Source organism: Stenotrophomonas sp., assembly GCF_059505245.1.
Genome location: NZ_JCACKF010000019.1, coordinates 1 through 22,024, shown reverse-complemented (window position 1 = coordinate 22,024; position 22,024 = coordinate 1). Strand labels below are relative to the sequence as shown.

8 protein-coding genes are annotated in these 22,024 nt (G+C 69.0%); all 8 read left to right on the top strand.

The annotated features are described in order from the left end of the window. The first annotated feature begins 6 nt into the window (after window positions 1–6). The 8 genes from gspK to AC5JLE_RS08195 all read left to right on the top strand — a co-directional run bounded on the left by gspK (window position 7) and on the right by AC5JLE_RS08195 (window position 21,670). A complete protein-coding gene (gspK, locus tag AC5JLE_RS08230) occupies window positions 7–912 on the top strand; it encodes a type II secretion system minor pseudopilin GspK (RefSeq protein WP_164165885.1) in 906 nt (301 codons plus the stop codon). Then, complete coding sequence (gene gspL / locus AC5JLE_RS08225; protein WP_496065190.1) at window positions 909–2,072, top strand: type II secretion system protein GspL; 1,164 nt, start codon at window positions 909–911, stop codon at window positions 2,070–2,072. The genes gspK and gspL overlap by 4 nt, the downstream gene beginning before the upstream one ends. After that, window positions 2,069–2,596 carry a type II secretion system protein M gene (locus tag AC5JLE_RS08220; protein WP_496065189.1) on the top strand — a complete coding sequence of 176 codons (528 nt, stop codon included), beginning with the start codon at window positions 2,069–2,071 and terminating at the stop codon, window positions 2,594–2,596. Before gspL ends, AC5JLE_RS08220 begins: the two co-directional genes overlap by 4 nt. After that, window positions 2,593–4,974 (top strand): type II secretion system secretin GspD, encoded by a 2,382-nt coding sequence (gspD, locus tag AC5JLE_RS08215; protein WP_496065188.1) that lies wholly within the window; start codon window positions 2,593–2,595, stop codon window positions 4,972–4,974. Before AC5JLE_RS08220 ends, gspD begins: the two co-directional genes overlap by 4 nt. After that, window positions 4,971–6,404 (top strand): type II secretion system ATPase GspE, encoded by a 1,434-nt coding sequence (gspE, locus tag AC5JLE_RS08210; RefSeq protein ID WP_496065187.1) that lies wholly within the window; start codon window positions 4,971–4,973, stop codon window positions 6,402–6,404. The genes gspD and gspE overlap by 4 nt, the downstream gene beginning before the upstream one ends. A gap of 7 nt (window positions 6,405–6,411) precedes the next feature. After that, window positions 6,412–7,611 (top strand): type II secretion system inner membrane protein GspF, encoded by a 1,200-nt coding sequence (gspF, locus tag AC5JLE_RS08205; RefSeq protein ID WP_049404346.1) that lies wholly within the window; start codon window positions 6,412–6,414, stop codon window positions 7,609–7,611. A 300-nt stretch (window positions 7,612–7,911) separates the two neighbouring features. Next, window positions 7,912–9,087 (top strand): substrate-binding domain-containing protein, encoded by a 1,176-nt coding sequence (locus tag AC5JLE_RS08200; protein ID WP_049404349.1) that lies wholly within the window; start codon window positions 7,912–7,914, stop codon window positions 9,085–9,087. 199 nt (window positions 9,088–9,286) lie between these two features. After that, window positions 9,287–21,670 carry a filamentous hemagglutinin family protein gene (locus AC5JLE_RS08195; RefSeq protein WP_496065186.1) on the top strand — a complete coding sequence of 4,128 codons (12,384 nt, stop codon included), beginning with the start codon at window positions 9,287–9,289 and terminating at the stop codon, window positions 21,668–21,670. The last annotated feature ends 354 nt before the right edge of the window (window positions 21,671–22,024 follow it).

The following is a 22,024-nucleotide window of genomic DNA, read 5'->3' as shown; positions in this document are numbered from 1 at the left end:
AGGCCGATGTCAGCCCGGATGCGGTCTGTTTCGAGTGTCCGTCAACGTGGCATGGCGGTGATCGTCGCCCTGCTGGTGGTGGCACTGGTGGCAGTGATTGCCACTGCACTGCTCACCCGGCAGTCGGCCCAGCTGCGCGCGCTGCGTGGTGACCAGCTGCGCGCACAGGTACGCATGGCCGTGGACGCAACGCTGGAACGTGCGGCGCAGCAGCTGCGTGCGGATGCAAAGGAACAGCTGACCACGGTGCGCAGCGGGCGCTGGGCGCGCCCATTGGAGCTGCAGGCGCCGTTGCCGGTGCGGCTGCAGCTGGTCGATGCGCAGTCGATGTTCAACCTGCGCAATCTGCTTGCGCATGGCAGGCCGGACCCCGAGGCGCGGCGCGCGTTCATCACGTTGTGTGCCGGGCAAGGGCTTGGCCAAGGCGCCTGCACATCCGCCGCGGACCACATCCAGGCGCGCCTGCGCGATGGCGACATGCAGGCGCAGGCGCCGCTGCCGCGCGAATCACTGATCGAACAGGTGCTGCCGGGTGCCGATCCGGTGGCGTTGCAGGCGCTGGCGCGACGCACCGTGGTGTTGCCGGCACAGACCCTGGTCAACGCCAACACCAGCGACCTGCGCGTTCTGCAGGCGGTGACGCCTGCGGTCGAGCCGGCACGGCTGCAGGCGCTGCTCGGTGAGCGCGACGCTGGCCATTGGCTGCTCAATCGCGGCGACATCGCCAACCGACTCCAACTGAGCAACGAACAGATGGCGGTACTTCCCTTGGGTATCCATAGCGAGTGGTTCCTGGCCGTCGGCCAGGTGCAGGCTGACGGCAGCGCGGTTGATTTCCGCGCGCTGCTCTGGCGCGAGTACCGCGACGATGGCGTACGTGTGCAACGCGTGTGGACGAGGATCGGCGCATGAACGCGCAGCTTCGGGTACGCCTGCCGACGCTTGAGGGTCTGCACTCCAACAGCGCGGTGGACTGGGCGCAGCTGCACAAGGGCGAGGTGCTGGCTCACGGTTGCGCCACGCTGGCGGCGCTGGGCCTGCGGCATCCGCGGGCTGCGGTGCATGCCTGCCTCGATCCGAGCGACCTGATCCTGCTGGAACTGCAGCTGCCACCGTTGTCCGGGCGACGCCTGCAGTTGGCGTTGCAGGGTGAGGTGGAGGCGATGTTGCTGGACGACCTGCAGGACGTCGCGCTGGCCCACGGTGCGCAGGCGGCTGACGGCACGGTTCCGGTGGCCTGGCTCGGCCAGCAGGCGGTCCTGCAGGCGCAGCAGTTGCTGGCCTCGTGCGGACTGCAGCTGCAGGCACTCCATCCGACGCCGCTGCTGCTGCCCTGGCAGGACGGACAGGCCACGCTGCAGGTCAGCGGCGAGCACCTGCTGGTGCGAAGCGGGCGCGATCGGGGGTTCGTCCAGTGGTATGGCGGACGTGATGCGTGTGCAGTCATGCAGGCGCTGGCCGTGCGCCTGCGACAGGCCGGCGTGCAGGCCGTGCAATGGATCGGCAGCGTACCGCCGGCGTGGCCGGACAGCCTGCCGGCCACCGCCGTCATGAAGGAACGGCAGGCATGTGGCCCTCTGCCGGGGTGGTCACTGCCGCTGCCCGGTGCGGGTCGGCAAGCGCCACGCCTGGCAATCGGCCTCGCGTTGGCGGCAGTGCTGCTGGCCGCGCTCGGCCTGCAGCTGCAGGTCTGGCGTTGGCGGATCGAGGGCGAGGCGCTGCAACAGGACATGGCGCGGCAGTTCAGCGCACGCTTCCCGGAGATCACCGATGTGGTGGATCCGGTGCTGCAGGCAAGGCGTGCTCTGGCGGTGCCGCCACCGGCGCCACCGTTGCCGCCGTTGCAACGGCAGGTAGCCAGCACGCTGCTGGCGGTTCCGGAACTGGCCGGGCAGGTGCGCAGCCTGCATTACCAGCCCGGCCAGCTCGACATGGAGCTGGATGCCGATGCCCAGGCATTGGCCGACGATCCGCAGCGGCTTGAGCACTGGCAGCAGGCGCTGCAGGTGCAGGGCCTGCTGCTGGCGCGCGACGCCGGTGGGCGCCTGCGGGTGAGCGGAGCGGGACAGTGACGGCCCGCACCCTGCGGTTGGGCGGCGGGCTGGCCGGCCTGCGGCAGCGCTGGCAACGCCTGCCACCGCGCGACCGGCGGATGCTGTGGGTGATGGTGGTGGCGCTGCTGGTGGCGGGCCTGTGGTCGTTGTGGCTGGAGCCACTGCTGAAGCAGCGCACGCACTGGCAGGCCGAGCTACCGCGGCTGCAGGCGCAGTGGCGCGCACTGGCACCGCTGCTGCGCGTCCGTGAGCGCCAGCAGCTGGCGCAGGGCCAGCATCCGACACTTCCCGGGCTGCGCGATGGAATCAAGACCGCCGGCCTTGCCGACGGCCTGCATATCGAAGCGCGTGACGGGCGCTGGCACCTGCAGGTGCAGGCGGTGCCCGCCGATGCGCTATGGAACTGGCTGCTGCCGCTGCTGGCCGACCCGGCCATCGAGCTGCAGCAGCTGCAACTGACACGCACAGGGGACGCGAACATGCCGGCGGCACGGATTTCCGGAAACATCGTGATGGTGGCCACTGCGGGTGCCCATCCATGAGGGCGATGCGCAGCCTTGCCTGCAGTACTGCATTGGCCCTGATCGTGGGCATGGCCCACGTGCCGGCGCCGGTGGCAGCGCAGGACACACGCGATGAGCCGGTGCAGCTGAACCTGGTGGATACCGATATCGGTGGCGTGCTGCGGATGGCGGCACGGTTCACCGGCCGCCAGTTCCTGGTCGACCCACGGGTGACCGGCAAGATGACGGTGGTCTCCGATGGCCCGATCAGCCGTACCCAGGCCTATCAGCTGCTGCTGGGCGCGCTGCGCATGCGCGGCTTCGCCGTGGTCGAGAATGGCGGCGTCAGCCGGGTGGTGCCGCAGGCCGACGCCAAGCTGCTCGGTGGCCGGGTGGGCAGTGGCGGTGCAGGGGGCGAGATCGCCACGCGCACCTTTCCGCTGCGCTACGAGAACGCCGCCGCGCTGGTGGCGGTGCTGCGGCCGATGATCAGCCCGGACAATCCGATCACGGCGAACCCGGGCAACAACACCCTGGTGATCACCGACTATGCCGACAACCTGGAGCGCATCGCGCGGGTGATCGCCAGCGTCGACACGCCGGCCGGCATGGACACCGATGTGGTGAAGCTGCAGCAGGGCATCGCCGTAGACGTCGCGGCGATGGTCGCGCCGCTGCTGGATGCGCAGGGCGCAGAGCCCAGCCAGAAGGTAGTGGTGATGGCCGACCCCCGCAGCAACAGCGTGCTGCTGCGTTCCAGCAGTCCCGGGCGCACCCGTCTGGCCCGGCAGCTGGTGGAGAAGCTGGACCGCGCGCAGGACGAGTCCGGCAACCTGCATGTGGTCTACCTGCGCAATGCCCAGGCCAATCAGCTCGCCGGCGTGCTGCGCGGCGTGGTTGCGGGGCAGAGCGATGCGCCGGCAGTGGGCAGCAATGAAGGCATCACGCCACTGCCTGGCGATGCAAGCCGTTCCGCACCGGCGCAGCCGTCGCAGCCACAACAGGCCAGGACCGGCAGCAATGCGCTGGAATCGCAGCGGCTGGATCCGAACCGCCGCGACCCGATCGACGCCGGGAGCACCGGCTTCAGCCAGAACGGCATTTCGGTGCAGGCGGACGTGGCCACCAACACGCTGTTGATCTCGGCGCCGGAACCAGTGTACCGCAACCTGCGCCGGGTGATCGACCAGCTTGACCAGCGCCGTGCACAGGTGCTGGTGGAAAGCCTGATCGTGGAGGTCAACCAGACCGACGCGGCCGAACTGGGCGTGCAGTGGATGCTGGGCAATGGCCGCACCTTCGGCGGCACCCACTTCGGCGGCACCAGCGGTGGCAGCGGGCTGAACACCACCGCGCGCACCACCCTGGACGTGCTGCCCAAGGATGGCCTGAAGATCGGGGTGATCGACAGCACCATCAACCTGCCCGGCGTCGGCCAGATCCTCAACATGAAGGCGCTGGCCAACGCGCTGCAGAGCAAGGGCGGTGCCAACATCCTGTCCACGCCGAACCTGATGACGCTGGACAACGAGGCGGCCAGCATCATGGTCGGGCAGACCGTGCCGTTTGTGAGCGGCCGCTACGTGACCGACGGTGGCGGCGGCAGCAACAATCCATTCCAGACCATCGTGCGCGAGGACGTGGGCCTGAAGCTGCGGGTACGCCCGCAGATTTCCGAGGGCGGCACGGTGAAGCTGGACATCTACCAGGAAGTCAGCAGCATCGATGCGCAGAGCGCGAACAGCACGGCCGGCATCATCACCAACAAGCGCGCACTGGATACCAGCGTGCTGCTGGACGATGGCCAGATCATGGTGCTGGGTGGCCTGCTGGAAGACAGCGTCAGCCATGGCCGTGACGCGGTGCCGGGGCTGGGGAAGATTCCGGTGCTGGGTGCCTTGTTCCGCAGCGACACACGCAGGCGCGCCAAGACCAACCTGATGGTGTTCCTGCGTCCGCACGTGGTGCGTGACCCGGCCGCCGGCCAGCGCCTGACCCGCGACCGCTATGACTACATGCGCAACGCGCAGGCTGGCGCGCAACCGGTGCAGAGCTGGGCATTGCCGGCGCTGTCGGCACCGCAGCTGCCGCCGCAGGACCTTTCTGTACTCGGCCAGGGCAATGCGCGCGATGGCCAGGGCCAGCCGCTGCAGAACACCAGCCTGGCAGCGTTGTATCCGGCCGGTGACGGCGATGCGCAGCTGGTGCAGTTCGCACAGGGGCTGGACCCGACCCATGCCCGCCAGGGCGTGGCGCAGGTGCGGGCGCTGGGCCTGCAGGCCTATGCCGAGGCGACGCCGGGCGAGAGTGGCCAGCGCCTGCGGGTGCGGCTGCCGCGCGACCCGGCGACGCTGGACCCGGCACTGCAGCAACTGCGCGGGCTGGGCTACACGCCGGAACTGGTGATCGGACCGTGAGCGCCGCCGCGTCACTGCCGTACGCCTGGGTGCGCAGCCATGGGGTGATGCTGTCCGAGGTTGGCGGTGAGCCTGTGCTGCTGGGTACCGTCGATACCGCAGCGTGGGCTGTGGCCGAACTGCGCCGCCGGCATGGACCGTTGCCCTTCCAGGCACTGGATGCCGCGAGGTGGCAGCAGCGGTTGGCTGAGCAGTACCGTGACGGCGGCGACGCCGCTGCCGTGGTCGGTGCCGCCGAGAGCGAAGTCGATCTGGACCGGCTGATGCAGGACATGCCGGAAGTCACCGATCTGCTGGACGCGCAGGATGATGCGCCGGTGATCCGCATGATCAACGCGCTGCTGGCGCAGGCCGCACGTGATGGCGCCAGCGATCTGCACATCGAGCCGTTCGAGACCCATTCGGTGGTGCGCTACCGGGTGGACGGCACGCTGCGCGACATGGTGCAGCCACGGCGCGCACTGCACGCAGCGCTGGTATCGCGCATCAAGATCATGGCCCACCTGGACATCGCCGAGAAGCGCCTGCCGCAGGACGGGCGCATCGCGATCCGCGTGGGTGGGCGTCCGCTGGATATCCGAGTCTCCACGGTGCCGACCGGGCATGGCGAGCGCGCCGTGCTGCGACTGCTGGAGAAGGATGCCGGCCGTCTGCAGCTGCAGCGCCTTGGCATGGCCGATGACACCCTGGCCACGTTCACCGGATTGATCCGGCAGCCGCATGGCATCGTGCTGGTCACCGGCCCGACCGGTAGTGGCAAGACCACCTCGCTGTACGCCGCGTTGGGCCAGCTCGACAGCAGCACCAGCAACATCCTCACCGTGGAGGACCCGGTGGAGTACGACTTCGCCGGCATCGGCCAGATCCAGGTGAACGCGCGCATCGGCATGAGCTTCGGCACCGCGCTGCGCGCGATCCTGCGCCAGGACCCGGACACCATCATGATCGGCGAGATCCGCGACCTGGAGACCGCACAGATTGCGGTGCAGTCGTCGCTGACCGGCCATGGCGTGCTGGCGTCCCTGCATACCAACGACGCGATCTCGGCAGTGACGCGCCTGGCCGATATGGGCGTGGAACCGTTCCTGCTGGCCTCGTCGCTGCGCGGTGTGCTGGCGCAGCGGCTGGTGCGGCGGCTGTGTACCCAATGCCGGCGTGCCGAGGTGGATGGGGACGGCCGTACCGTATGGCGCGCGGTGGGTTGCGCGGCCTGTGCCAACAGCGGCTACCGGGGGCGTACCGGCATCCACGAGTTGTTCGTGGTGGACGATCGCGTGCGTACGCTGATCCATGAAGGGCAGGGTGAACCTGCACTGCGCGAGGCGGCGCGGCGTGCCGGCATGCTGACCTTGCGTCAGGACGGCCAGCGTTGGGTCGACAGCGGGGTGACCACGCTGGAAGAGATCCTGCGCGTCACCGGCGACGACTGAGGCTTGCATGGCGCTGTTCGACTACCAGGCCGCCAACGCGCAGGGCCGCATCGAGAAGGGCCAGCTGGACGCTGACAGCCCGCGCGGCGCGCGACAGGTGCTGCGCGGTCGTGGGCTGACACCCGTGCAGGTCAGCGTGGCGCGCAGTGCCGGCAGTGGCTGGGCTGCCCGGCGACTGTCTGCCAGCGAGCTGGCCTGGGCCACGCGCCAGCTGGCCAGCCTGCTGGCCGCCAGCCTGCCGTTGGAAGCTGCATTGAGTGCGGTCATCGACCAGGCCGAGCGCGCGCATGTGGCCCAGGCACTTGCCGCCGTGCGCGCCGACGTGCGGGCCGGCCAGCGCCTGACCGTGGCCCTGGCCGCGCGGCCACGCGATTTTCCGCCGATCTATCGGGCGCTGGTGGGCGCTGGTGAAGACTCTGGTGACCTGGCACGGGTGATGGAGCGCCTGGCCGACTACATTGAAGAACGCAACGCGCTGCAGGCCAAGGTACTGACCGCCTTCATCTATCCGGCGGCGATCAGCCTGGTGTCGGTGGCGATCGTGATCTTCCTGCTCAGCTATGTGGTGCCGCAGGTAGTGACCGCGTTCGTTCAGGCACGGCAGACGCTGCCGATGCTGACCCAGGTAATGCTGGCCGCCAGCGCGTTCGTGCGCAGCTGGGGCATGTGGGCAGGGCTGGGCATCGCTGCGCTGGTGGTGGCCTGGCGGCTGGCGTTGCGCCGGCCGGAACTGCGCCTGCGCTGGGACGCGATGCTGCTGCGGGTCCCGATGGTCGGGCGCTTCGTGCTGGGTGTGAACAGTGCGCGCTTTGCCTCGACGCTGGCGATCCTGCTGGATGCTGGTGTGCCGCTGCTGCGTGCGCTCGAAGCGGCGCGGCAGACGCTTGGCAATGCGCTGCTGGCGCGCTGTGCCGATGATGTGGCTGCTCGCGTACGCGAAGGTGCGGCACTGGGTGCTGCGTTGAAGGTACAGAAGGTCTATCCGCCGATCCTGGTGCATCTGGTGGCCAGCGGCGAGAAGACCGGTTCGCTGGCGCCACTGCTCGAACGCGCCGCGCAGACGATCTCGCGCGAGATCGAGCGTCGCGCGATGGCGCTGACCGCACTGCTGGAACCGACCATGATCCTGGTGATGGGTGGCGTGGTGTTGACGATCGTGCTGGCGGTACTGATGCCGATCATGGAAATGAACCAGCTGGTGCAGTGATGCGCAACGCGCATCACGGGTGGAGTCGACTGCTTCCCAAGCACACTTCGACAGGACCAGCGCTCCGTGCACCAGTCGACGAACAGTCGACTCTACCCGGTCGCCGTCTTCGATTCTCCACACAATCCTCCACACCTTTTTCCGATCTTCCACAGGTTTCTTAAGCGGCCTGTCATCGGCGCGGACCAGCATGGACACGTCGCCGCAGAGTGGGCTGGGAGGCCCTCGGCGGCAGCAGGCGTGTAGTGACCGTTCCTCCCTTGGTGTTTCCCTTCGCAGTAAACCCTTCAGGAGAAGATCATGAACAAGTGCAAGACCCTGGCCGCGCTGGTTGCCACCGCGCTGCTCGCTACCGTGGGCGCCGCCTCGGCGCAGACCGTGACCGGCGGCGGTGCCTCGTTGCCGGCCGACCTCTACAAGGGTTCGTCCGACAGCATCCTGCCGGCGAACTTCAGCTACGCCGTGACCGGTTCGGGCACCGGCAAGAAGGCGTTCCTGGAAAACAACTCGCTGCTGTTCTCGACCACCGGCACCGTGCACTTCGCCGGCAGCGATTCGGTACTGAGCGGCACCGAGCTGAACACCTACACCACCAACTTCAACCAGCCGACCAATGCCAACCGCTACGGCGCGCTGATCCAGGTGCCGTCGGTGGCCACCTCGGTCACCATCCCGTTCAACAAGGCCGGTTCGGCGGTGAACCTGAGCGTGGCGCAGATCTGCGGCGTGTTCTCGGGCGCGATCAGCGACTGGTCGACCATCGATGCCAACCGCAGCGGCCCGATCCAGGTGGTGTATCGCGCGGAAAGCAGCGGCACCAGCGAAATGTTCAGCCGCTTCCTGACCGCGGCCTGTGCCGCTGAGAACGCTGAAACCTCGAAGCTGGTGGGCGGCAAGTTCGCCATCAAGTCGACCTTCGCCGACCTGTACAAGCGCGATGCCAACGGCAACCTGCCGGCGTTCCTGGTGGCCGCCCCGGCCACCGGCGGCACCTCGCTGTACAACGCTGTCTACGCGGCTGAAGGCCGTATCGGCTACGTTGGCCCGGACGTGATTCCGAACCTGACCGATGCGACCAAGGTCGCCAAGGTCAAGGGCTTCTCGCCGGACCAGGTGAGCGTGCAGGCCACCCTGGACACCGTCGCTCCGCCGACCGGCACCGATGCAGAGAACCCCGCCAACTGGGTGCCGGTGTTCGGCAACCCGTCGGCCGGCTATCCGATCGCCGGCTACACCAATCTGGTGATCGGCCAGTGCTACAAGGATTCGAGCGTCGCCACCAGCCTGCGCGGCTTCCTGGCCCGCCACTATCCGGCGACCTACACCGTCGCGTATGAGAAGTCGATCACCGACCACGGCTTCATCCCGCTGACCAAGGCCTGGCGCGATGCGATCCGCAACCGCTTCGTGCTGGCCAGCAGCACTGCCGGCCTGAACAACCCCAGCACCTGCGCCGGCATCGGCCGTCCGCTGTAATCCGCAGCATGGGTTGAATCCTGCTTGACCCGACGCCGGCCTCTGGGCCGGCGTCGCCATTTCCGCGACGGTGCCGCGGTTGCAGCGTTTGGCTGTCGGCTTCGTCTCGCGTGAACCGTCTATCAGTGGCAGGGCATGCGTTGCGTGTGCCTCCCCGATCGCCGCCGCAGCTGCGGCCCACCAGGTTGATGAGGTTCCGATGTCGCACCCGCTTCCGTCCGCTGTTCATCCGGCCGCGTCGATGCGCCGCAATCATCCGATGGCGTGGGCCATCGCGGTCGCACTGGGGAGCATGGTGGCCCCGGCCAGCCAGGCGCAGCAGGCGTTCAGTCCGGGCTGGTTCGCCGAACGGGGCGCGGCCCAGGGCAGCGCGGCACAGAGTGGCCGGATGCCCAACGGCGTGCCGATCCAGTTCCAGTTGCCGGCCCAGCAGCAGGATGCGGCACGGCAGAAGCTGCAGCAGTCGATCGACAATCTTGGCACTGCGGCGCAGGCGATTGCCCTGCAGCAGCGCCTGCAGGAACAGGCGCGGCAGGCGCGCCGCGAGGCTGGCTTCATCGTTGCCGATGGCCTCGGCAAGGACGGCCTGAGCGTCGACCAGAACCCGCTGACCCGTGGCTGGCTCAATGCGCGCGACGTGATCCAGTCGCAGGGCAGCGACGGGAGGGTGCAGGTCACGGTCGAGCAGACCGCGGACAAGGCGATCCTGAACTGGGAGACCTTCAACATCGGCGGCAACACCACGCTGAATTTCCTGCAGAACCCTGACTGGGCCGTACTGAACCGCGTCAACGATCCGCAGGCGCGGCCCAGCCAGATCCTGGGCCAGCTGAAGGCCAGTGGCACGGTGTTCGTGGCCAACCGCAACGGCGTGGTGTTCGGCAACAACAGCCAGGTCAATGTACGCAATCTGCTGGCGGCTGCAGCACGGATCAGCGATGCGCAGTTCGGCGACAACGGCCTGTACAGCCCCGACGCCAGCAGCAGCGCGCTCAGCGATGCATTCGGCAAGGTGATGGTGGAGCGGGGCGCGCGCATCGCGACCCATGAGCCGACCAGTGCGACGCGCGGCGGTGGCTACGTGCTGCTGGCCGGGCACAGCGTGGACAATGCTGGCCAGATCGAAGCGCGCAAGGGCCAGGTGCAGCTCGCAGCAGGTGACAGTTTCGTGATCCGGCGCGGCGTGGGTACGGCCGCCAACACCAGTTCCACCACCCGCGGCAATGAAATCGCGCCGCGCTTCATCGCTGGCAGCACGGCTGGCAGCGTGCGCAATACCGGTCTGCTGCGCGCACTCGAGGGTGACGTGACCCTGGCCGGACGCAGCGTCGAGCAGGCCGGTGTGGCCGTGGCCAGCACCACGCTTGCACAGCGCGGCACCGTGCATCTTCTGGCCTCGGCCAGTGATGCAGGCAGCAGCGTCACGCTTGCTGACGGAGCCACCACGGCGGTGCTGATCGAGGACGATGGCAAGACCACGGTGCTGGATACGCAGCGCGACGCCCTAATCAAGGAATCGGCCGAGCAGGACGCGATCCGCGCTGGCGCGCGTTCGGCAACCTTCGACAATCTGTCCCAGCACAATGATCGCCGGGACCAGTCGCGGGTGGAGATCGTCTCGGGGGGCAACATCCATTTCAGCGCGGATTCGCTGACGGTTGCCACGGGCGGCCAGATCATTGCCGATGCGGCGGCCCGTAGCTACGTGGACGATGCCGCGCGCGTGGACGTGTCCGGCGCAGTGGGCGTGCGGGTGTCGATGGAGAGCAACAATGTCCAGGTCAAGGTGCAGGGCAACGAACTGCGCGATGCCCTGGACAACCGCGACAGCGGCAAGCTGACCAGCAGCGAAGTCTGGGTCGACCGCCGCAGGCTGGTCCACGTTCCGGCCGGTACCGGGGGCTACGAGGGTGAGCGCTGGTACGCCGCAGGCGGCCTGCTGGAAGTGGGGGGCTACCTCGACAACCAGGGGCACTCGATCGGCGAATGGGCTGCGCAGGGAGGCACCGTCCTGCTGGGCGGCAGGGAAGTGATCACGCAAGGTGGCTCACGCATCAACCTTGCCGGCGGCAGCCTGGATGTGCAGAGCGGCGTGGTCCGGCAGAGCTGGGTGCGCGGCGTTGATGGCCAGGTCTACCGTCTTGATGAGGCGCCAGCGGAGATGCTGTTCGATGGCCTGTACAGCGGCCATGAAGTGAAGCAGGAACGCTGGGGCATCACCGAGACCTTCCGTGATCCGATCGTATTCGCGGCGCAGCGGGTCGATAACGGGTACACGGTCGGCCGCGATGCAGGACGGCTGATCGTCTCCGCACCGACCGCGGTGCTGGATGGAAAGGTTGAGACTGCCACCTTCCAGGGCGCGCAGCAGAACCGCAGGCCGGATGCCGCACTGGATGGCTATGCACAGGCGCAGACGGCGGTCGCGCGCAATGCGCAGTTGTACCTGGGGCGCTATGACGGCCAGGGCCGCAGTGGTGTGTTCGGCTCGGATGTGCGCCTGGGCGACAAGGCTCCGACGAAGACGGCGTGGTCGCTGGCGGCTCCGGTCAACGAGGAGCTGCGTGACACGGTGTGGCTGGATATCGCAGAGCTGAGTGCCCAGCAGTGGGGGCGGATCGACCTGGCGACCGCCGATCGCATCCGCATCGACAGCAGCCTTCGGCTTCAGGCCGGCGGGCAGCTCAACCTGACCGGCAGCGAGGTGGAGCTGGCAGGCGACATCGGCATTGCCGGCGGCCAGTTGTCGGCGGGCAACCTGCTGGATGTCCAGGGCCGGCCGACGGCGCTGCTGCACGATGGCCGCGCCCGCACCGTCATTGCCGACGGAACGCGGATCGACCTCTCCGGCGAATGGAGCAACGCCTCACTGGCGATGCCGCGCGACGCGAGCGGTGCCTGGACGGATGGCGGCCGCCTGAGCCTGGGCAACAGTCATGACGTGGCCGTGGGCGCCAAGGCAACGGTTGACGTCGAGGCCGGTGCTGCGCTGGACCTGCGCGGCAAGGCCCATATCGGCAAAGGCGGCAGCGTCACCCTGCAGGCGAACAGCAGTACGGTGACGACCGACGGCAGTGGCCGGGTGCAACTGGGTGAGGGAAGCCGGTTCAGTGGTCGAGGACAGGGCGGTGGTTCTTTCTCGCTGGGTACCGGTGGCCAGGTGCGGGTGGGCGATGCGGACCTGGCGGGCGCGTCGCTGCGACTGGACCCCGGCCTGTTCGGCAGTGGCTTCGCGCAGTACGACATCAATGGCCACCACGGCGTGGAGGTGGCCGATGGCGCGCGGCTGGTCGCTGCCCTGCCAGGCCTGCGCCTGACCCAGGACGCGCCGATGGCGACCGACCGGGCGTCCGCACTGGCGGCGTGGGACGAACCGCTGTACAGCGCCGATCCGTCGAGCGGGCGCGTCAGCCAGCGCGCGGGTGCGAGCATCAGCCTGCGTTCGGAGCGCAACAGCGTGGGCGGTGACCTGCGGGTCGGCAAGGATGCACTGGTGGCGGTCGATCCAGGCCAGACGATCTCGCTGCTTGGTGCGGGCAACATCGATGTTGAAGGCACGCTGCGCGCGAAGGGCGGACGCATCCTGATCGACGATGTGCGCCCGGAGAACGCGCTGTACGCCGGGCAGCGCACCGAACGCACCTGGCGTTTCGCCGAAGGCGCGCTGCTGGATGCCGATGCAGACGCGATTTCGCTGCCCGATTCCAGCGGCCGTCTGCGCGGGCAGGTGCGCGCGGGTGGACGCATCGAGATCGGCGGGGCGCTGGACTGGGAGACCACAGCATTCGTCGACAACCGACCACCGGAAGCCTTCGTGGTGGTCGAACGCGGTGCGCGCCTGCAGGCGCGGGGTGCGTCGGCCGAGCTGGACGTCGACGGCCAGGGCCGCGTGCGCGTGGACAGCGATGGCGGGCAGATCGTGCTGCGCTCGGCCAATGCGCTGTACCTGGACGGCGGGATGGATGCGGCCGCCGGCGGTGCCGGCGCACGCGGCGGCACCCTGGGGCTGGCCTTTGGCGGCAGCATCCATGCACGTGGCGCCAGCGAGGAGGTACTGCGGTCACGTGCGATCACCCTCAGCCAGCACAGCGCGCCGGGGCAGCCACTGCCGACCACATTGGAGTATGGCCACGCCGCGTTGTCGGTCGAGCAGCTGCAGGCTGGCGGTTTCGACAATCTGTCCGTGTTCGGTGACATCCGCGCGGTCGGCGACGTCGACCTGCGCCTGGCCCAGAGCCTGCGCATCCACGGCCAGGGTACTTCGAGCCTGGGCATGGCCGTGGATGCCGGGCCATCGTCGGGGCTGCGACTGAGTGCGCCCTACGTTCGCCTGGCGCAGGCACGCTGGCGCCAGATGCCGGGCGAGAACCTGCAGGGCACCGCCGCGGTCGCTTCGTCCGGGCCGGAAGATCACGCGCTGGCGGTGCAGGCCGGGCTGATCGACATCCGCGACGTCACCTGGCTGCCGGGTTTCAAGCATGTGGCGCTGGAAAGCCGCAGTGACGTGCGCCTGACCAACGGCATTGCCAGCAGTGGCAACACCAGCGCGTTGATGACGGCTGGTTCGATGGACGTGACCGCTGCGCGCCTGTATCCCACCACAGGCGCGGTCGGCACGCTGGTGGCCGGCGCGTCGGCGCAGACCGTGCAGACCGCTGATTACTGGTCCGATCCGGATGCCGTGCTGCGCATCCACGGCACCGGTGCGGCCACGAAGCCGGCGCCGGAATCGGCGCTGGGTACGCTTCGCCTGGTGGCCGCCACGGTGCAGCAGGGCGGCAACGTACAGGCGCCGATGGGCACGCTGCAGCTGGGTGGCCTGATCCAGAACGGAACCGTCGGCAGCCGGGTGGAACTGCTGCCAGGCAGCGTAACCTCGACCAGTGGCGCCGGCTTGTCGCTGCCCTATGGTGGCACCGTCGATGGTGTTGACTGGCGGGTCGGTACGCGCAGCCTGGGTTCGCTGACGCCGGCCGGTATCTCCTCGATGGGGGTGACACTGAAGGCCAACGAGATCGAGGTGGCGCCGGGGGCCCTGCTGGACATGTCCGGCGGTGGTGAGCTGACCGGCGCCGCCTTCGTGTCAGGACGCGGTGGCTCTGTCGACGTCCGGCGAACGGCGTTGGCCGACGCCAACCCGCGCTACGGGTTCAGTGCGTCGGGCAACCCGGTGTACGCGATCGTACCGGGACGCGCCGGGGCGTTCGCCCCCAGTGGCGAAGAAGGGTTCGCAGCTCCGGCGGTGGGCCAGCAGATCACCGTGCCGGCTGGCGTGCCCGGCCTGGCGGCCGGCACCTACACGCTGATGCCGGCAAGCTATGCGCTGCAGCCCGGCGCATTCCGGGTGGAGCTGGGCGCCACCGGCACCTCCGGCATCGTGCAACCGATTGCGACCGGCACCGGCACCTGGCGTGTGTCCGGGCAGCAGCGCACGGCGCTGGGCGCGGCAATCTCGCCGTTGCTCACCGACATCCTGCTGACTCCCGCGGCAGTGGTACGCCGGCACTCGGGCTACAACGAAACCTCCTACAACAGCTTCGCGCAATCGGTAGCTGACCGCCGCGGCGAGTCGCGTGGCTGGCAGACCATCGATGCGCTCGGGTTGACCCTTGCGCTGGGCGAAGGTGCAGGTCGTGCAGACACGCCTGCCATCCACTTCGCCGGCACCGCGCGGTTCGCGGCTGCCACCGACAAGGGGCGTGGTGGCACGCTGGCAGCCACGTTGGCGAGCCCGGCGGTCGGTTCGCTGGAGATCGTCGATGGCAGCGCGCCATCGCAGGCGCGTGATCGCGGCGCCACCTTCAGCGACGACGCGCTCAATGCCTTCCTGCCGGCGCGGATGATGATCGGCGGGCAGTTCAACCAGGAGGCCTCGCAGGTTGCGGTGACCGGCCAGGCGCGCAGCGTGGCGATCCGTTCCGGCGTCACCTTGAACGCACCGGAAGTGCTGGTGGCAGCGGCCTCCGGTGGCAGCGGCGTGCTGGTCGAGGCCGGTGCGACCCTCGATACACTGCCGTTCGCATCCGCCAACGCGAATGCCAGCGCGACCCTGCCTTACCAGGTCTCCGGCGGCCTGCTGGCGGTGTCCAACCAGCGCCTGAACCTGATCACCGGCACCACCGGGGTGGAGGCCGGTCCGGTGGCGATCGACATCGGCGGATGCCAGGCGGCGTGCGACGGCCAGACGCGGCTGGTTTCCGATGGCAGCATCGCGGTAGCGACCGATGGCGCGCTGCAGATGCGCGACTCGGCCAGCTATGGCACCCGCCAGCTCGGCCTGAGCATGGCGGCGCTGAACCTCGGCAGTGCCGAAGCGATCGCCCAGGCCGCTGCGGCCGGGGCGCTGCCCAGTGGCATGACCATGAACCAGTCCGTGCTGCAACAACTGCTGCGCGGCAATGATGCGACCGGCGCGCCGGCGCTGGACACGCTGAGCCTGGTCGCGCGGGAGTCTGTCAACGTGTACGGCAGCGTCGACCTGGATGCGCGCGACAGTGCCACCGGCCGCAGTGGCCTGCAGACACTTGTGCTCGGTGCGCAGGCCATCCGCGGCTACGGTGCGGCGACCGACCGCGCGCGCATCCTGGTGGACACGCTGGTCTGGGACGGCTCATTGGCGGCGGGCCAGGCGCCGGGCAGCGACGCGACGGTGCCGCCGGCCGAGCCGATGGTGGACCGGCTCGGGGCCGGGCAACTGGACATCGTCACCCGCCAGCTGCAGCTGGGGCGGGCGCCATTCAGCCGTCCCAGCTCTGAAGTACCTGCGAACCGGCAGGTGCTCGGCTTCAGTGCGCTGAACCTGAGGGCTTCGGAGCAGCTGTCGTTCTCCGCGCAGGGCACGCTGGACGTATTCCAGCAGCGTGGCGACTATCTGGCCGACAAGGGGTGGCAGTACAGCGGAGGCAACCTCGGTATCGATACACCGCTGTTGGCCGCCGATCCCGCCGCGCAGCTGCGCGTGCGCACCGGCGGCGACTTCCGCCTGCAGGGGGGCGCCGGCAAGACGGGTGGCGATGCACTGGGCAGTGAGTTGAGCATCGACGCCAACCGGATCGCGCTGGACAGCACGATCGCGCTGGCGTCCGGACGGCTGTCGGCGAACGCGCGCGAGGGCATCACGCTTGGCAGCCGGGCCGCGCTGGATCTGGCCGGGCGCAAGGTCTCGCTGTACGACGTGGACAAGTTCAGCTGGGGCGGCGATGTCCTGCTGTCCAGCGACACGGGTGACATCCGCGCCGATGCGGCCTCCCGCATCGATGTTTCCGCACGCAACAACCGCGGCGGGCGCCTGACGGTCACCGCAATGGCCGGCCGAGCCGATCTGGCCGGTGTTCTGCAGGGTGCCGCCACTGGTCGCTACGATGCCGGTGGCACGCTGGTGCCCTACGACGGTGGCGAACTGGTGGTGCGGGCACGCCAGCTGCAGGACTTCGCCGGCCTCAACCAGCGATTGACCGCCGGCGGCGTCGTCGGCGGTCGCGGCTTCCAGATCGGTGAGGGCGATCTGCGGATCGGCGACGAAGTGAAGGCGCGCCGGGTCGATATCAGCGTCGACGCGGGCAGCCTGACCGTGGCCGGCCGCATCGATGCCAGCGGCGAGCAGGTCGGCAGCATCCGCCTGTACGCCCGCGATCAGTTGCAGGTGGACGGCACGCTGGACGCGCACGGTACCGGCCTGCGCGTGGACAGCCATGGCAAGATCATCGACAGTCCCAACCGGGCCACCATCACGCTGGGCAGCGCCGAGGGTGCCGTCGGCCTGGGCAGCGCGGCGCAGCTGGACCTGCGTGCGGGCAGCGACGTTGCCGTCGGTGGACGTCCTGGCCAGAACGATGGCACCCCGCGCGGCACGCTGAAGATCGATGTGCCGCGGCTGGGCAGCAACGACGCGGCGATTGCCGCGGCCACCGGCCTGCGCATCGATGGCGCGGCCGACATCCAGCTCAATGGTGTTCGCCGCTACGACGATGCGCCCCTGGCAACCACCGCTGACGTGCGCGGCAACCGCGCGCAGCTGGTCACCCAGCAGTGGCTGGACCAGGTGGTCGATCCGCACAGCGTGGCCTGGATCGATGGTGCGCTGGGCAACGCGGATCTGCAGCAGCGCACGCGGGCGCTGGGCGATGTGCGCCTTCGTCCCGGCGTGCAGGTGCTGGCGCGGCGCAGCGACGCCAACCCGGACGGCGACCTGACCATCGCCGGCGACATCGATCTGTCCGGCTACCGTTATGGCCCCGATGCCAACCGCGCCGATCCATCGCGGCGTGGCTTCGGCGAATCGGCCTCGCTGGTGCTGCGCGCCGAAGGCAACATCAACGTCTACGGCAGCATCAACGATGGGTTCGCACCGCCGCCGTCCACGCCGGATGAGGGCGGCTGGCAGCTGTACGAGGGCCGCAATGGCAGCGCGGGGCACACCCCCTTTGGCGGTGGGCTGGTGGTGCCGGTGGACGGAGTGAAGCTGCAGGCCGGCACCGAGTTCCAGGCCGGCACCCGCCTGAACTATGACGTGCCGGTCGAATCGGTAACGCTTCCGGTCGGTACCGTGCTGCCCGCGCCGATGGTGATCTCGCAGAACCTGCGGCTGCCTGCAGGCACGGTGCTGGGTGCGGCGGTGACCACCGACTCCGGGCAGACGCTGGCCGCGGGCACCGTGCTGCAGGAGCCGCTGATGCTGGCGGCCGGTGCGCGGCTGGGAGCCGGCTTCCGCCTGCGCAGTGCGGTACAGATGGCGGCACAGGAGTGGCCCGCCGGCGCGGTGCTGCCGGTTGCGCTGCGCCTGGCACGCGAAGTCGCGCTCAAGGTGGGCGCGTACATCCCGTCGTTGACCAAGGTGGAGCTGCCCGGCGACGCGCCGGTGAATCTGAGGCCGGCCGATGCCGGCGGCAACCAGGGGCGCAACTGGGCGCTGGCGCCGATGCTGGCCGAGGGCACCACCTCCTGGGACCTGACCGTGGTTGCCGGCGCCGATGCCGGGGCAGCCGACCCACGCAGCCGGCGCTGGGGCAGCGATGGCAGCGTGGTGCTGGCCGATACCCACCAGGGCTCGATCGGCACGGTCAAGACGGAAATCATCTGGGTGGGGGATCGCGCGTTGACCGAGCAGGCATCGTTGGACTGGATCGGCGACACCTCCTATGCAGGCCGTCCGATCGCGGAGCTGGCCGACATGTTCGGCTTCACCGAAGACGAGTTCTGCGCGATGTCGGCCGACTACTGCGGCCCGGCACCCCGCCAGGTAGCCGCGCAGGGCTCGCTGGATTACTGGGGCGACGAGTCCTACGTAGGCACCCCTGCGAAGGACTTCGCCGCGATGTTCGGCATGACCGAAGACGAGTTCTGCAGCACGGCGCCCACCTACTGCGCCGGCGGCGGCACGCAGACCGAAGTGACCACTTACGGCAAGCGCGCAGGCACGCCGGCGTGGAGCGTGCTGCGCACCGGCAAGGGGGACCTCGAACTGCTCGCTGCCGGTGATGTCGTGATGAAGTCCGGCTTCGGTGTGTACACGGCGGGCGCTCCCACCACGCTGGGCGAGGGCCGCGACGCTGCCTTCAATTCGCCCCGTGCAGCGGCCCCTTGGAACACCGCAGTGCTGGGGCCGAACCTGGTGCCGGGCAGCTATGACGCCGCGATGGCAAGCTACCAGGCCTGGTATCCGGATCATGGTGGCAACCTGCGCGTCGAAGCCGGACGCGATATCGTCGGCGACGCCTGGACCGCGCGCGCAGAGTCGGGCAGCAGCGATCGCGACTGGGCGCTGTACTCCAGTGCCGCGGTCGGCAACTGGCTGTGGCGGCAGGGTACCGGCGGCACCACTGGGGTCGAGCCGGTGCCGACCAGCTGGTGGGTGAACTTTGGCGCCTACACCAACGTGTCCGCTGCCGCCGGCGCTTCTCCACGGATGGTTGGTTTCACCGGCTTCGGCACATTGGGCGGGGGCAACCTGACGCTGGAGGCCGGGCGTGACGCCGGCGTGCGCGATGCGATAGGTGACGCGTTGGTCTCGACGATCGCACCGCGCTCGGGTGCGATCATTGCTGCGGTGGGATCGACCGGCCGGGTCAGCGATGGCCAGCTGCACCTGACCGGCGGCGGCGACCTGCAGCTGCGTATCGGTGGTGCGCTGAATCCGAACCTGCAGGCGACGATCTCCAGCCTCAACCCCTCCAGGGCGGGACAGAATCTCGACCTCAACGGTACCTTCAGCAACCTGCGTGGGAGCCTGCAGCTCGATGCGGGGCGCATCGGTGCAATGGGCGTCACCCTGGAAAGCTACGCGACGCTGGGTAAGCAGCGGGCGGCAGACCTGTTTGCGCCTGACGCCGCCCGCGCGATGGGCGGGCCGGTGCTGGTGCTGGGCGACGCCGCCGCGCAGCTGCAGGCGCGGGGCGATGTGGTGCTCGGCGGCGTCGCCGATGCCGGCCGGGTTCCGCTGGCCAACTACAGCGCGGTGCTGCAGGATGATGGCGCGCACGCTGCAGGCAGTACGTGGTTCTCCCTGTGGACCGCCAACACGGCCGTGGATCTGTTCAGTGCCGGTGGTGACCTCGCGCCAGGCCTCGCCGGGCCGGAAAACGTGACGGGCAGCAATCTGTGGCGGGAGCAGGTCCAGCTTGTTCTGCGTGGCGGTGATGATCTGCTGAATTACTGGCTCTATCCTTCGCGCTTCAGCGCGATTGCTGCGCAGGGTGACATCAAGCTGGACCGGATCAGCGCCACGCCGGGGACGCAGGATGTGATCCTGCTGGCACCCTCGGCGACAGGACGGCTGGACGTTCTAGCCGGTGGAGGCATCTTCGCCCAGCCTGGCGCGACCCAGATCGCGCGCTCGGCCAGTGACGCGCGCCTGCCGGGACCCTTCGACCCGGCATTCCTGGCCGAGCAGGGGGATTCCGCAGGCAATGCGACCCGCACGCGGCACAACCTGTCCGTCGACGGCAACACGGCATCGCCGGCGGGGTCGCTTCCACTGTTCGCATTCGGTCCGAATACGCCGCTGTCCACTGTGTCTGCGGCACTGGCGCCGAGCCGCTTCTACGCGGTGCAGGGCGACATCATGGGTCTGGCCACCGGCGCCCAGCGCACGCTGAATCCCAACGCGGGGCAGCGCACGCAGTTGAACTGGTTCGAGGCCGCCGGCGCCGTGCAACTGCGGGCAGGCCGGGACATCCTCGGGGTGTCGATGACCGCGTTGAACACCGCGCCCACCGACATCACGGTGGCGGCGGCGGGCCGCGACATCGTGCATCTGAACGCGACCATCGCTGGCCCCGGCAACACCGAGATCAGTGCCGGCCGCCAGCTGCGCCAGGAGGATGCGGGCAGCATCCTCAGCCTCGGTGGCATCGTGCAGGGCGACACCCGTCCCGGCGCCAGCATCGCGCTGACGGCCGGCAACCAGCAGATCGACTTCGCGGCCCTGCGTGCACGCTATCTGGACCCTGCCAACCTTGCCGATCCCGCGCAATCGCTTGCGTCGCAGCCGGGCAAGGCAGCCAAGGTGTACGACCAGGAACTGAAGCAGTGGCTGCAGCGACGCTTCGGCGTGGCGGCCGAGGGCGACGGGGCGCTGGCCGCGTTCGATGCGCTGCCGCAGGAACAGCAGCGCATCTTCCTGCGCCAGGTCTATTACGCCGAGCTGCGCGAGGGTGGACGGGAATATACCGATGCAGAAGGGCCCCGCTTCGGCTCCTACCTGCGTGGGCGCGAAGCCATCGCCACGCTGATGCCGGACAGGAATGCGGCCGGTGCGACGATCGACCGTACCGGCGATATCGTGATGTACGGTGGCTCCGGCGTGCGTACCGAGGCGGGCGGCAACATCGAACTGATGGCACCGGGTGGGCAGATCGTGATCGGTGTGCAGGGCGTGGTGCCACCCGCCAGCGCCGGCCTTGTCACCCAGGGGCAAGGTGATATCCGGCTGTTCAGCCAGGACAGCGTGCTGCTGGGCCTGTCGCGGGTGATGACCACCTTCGGTGGCGACATCCTGGCGTGGTCGGAGCAGGGTGACATCAATGCCGGTCGTGGTTCGCGGACGACGTTGCTGTACACGCCACCGCGCCGCGTCTATGACGGCTGGGGCAATGTGATCCTGTCGCCGCAGGCCCCGGCCAGCGGTGCCGGCATCGCGACCTTGAACCCCATTGCCGAAGTACCGCCGGGGGACGTCGACCTGATCGCACCGCTTGGCACCATCGATGCGGGCGAGGCCGGTATCCGCGTCTCGGGCAACATCAACCTGGCCGCACTGCAGGTGCTCAACGCGGCCAACATCCAGGTGCAGGGCGAGAGCAAGGGCCTGCCGGTGCTGGCATCGGTGAACGTCAATGCGCTGGCCTCGGCCAGTGCGGCAGCCAACAGCGCCAGCCAGGCGGCACAGGATGTGATGCGCAAGAGCCAGGACGAGGCACGGCGCAACCAGCCGTCGGTGATCAGCGTGCAGATCCTCGGCTTCGGCAGTGGCACCAGCGCCATCAATCCGCCGGCGCGTGGCAACACTGCCAACAGCGGTTATGACGCCAACAGTGCCTTCCAGTTCCCGCAGGCAAGTCGCGACGAGGGCACACAGCGCCGGTAGGTGCCGTCCTTGGTCGGCACACGTTGCTGCCCACCAAGGTCGGCAGTAGATCCACGCCATGCGTGGATGCGACCGGGCCAGCCGCCACGGAACGGAAGCGGACCCAGCCAGGATGGCACGGAGGGCAGGGAGCGGCCATCAGCGGTGAGGACCACCGACACGGCGCCGCCGGGTGCAGGAGCGCGCCCGGCGGCAGGCTCGGCAGTAGACCCACGGCATGCGCAGATGCCCGGACCAGCCTCAGTGCCGACCAACGGTCGGCACCCACCAGGGCGGGCCGGGCAGTAGAAGCCGCTCGGCAGTAGCAACTGTCTTGTCAGGGGCAGCCGAGGGCCACCTCGGCGTCCCGCTTAC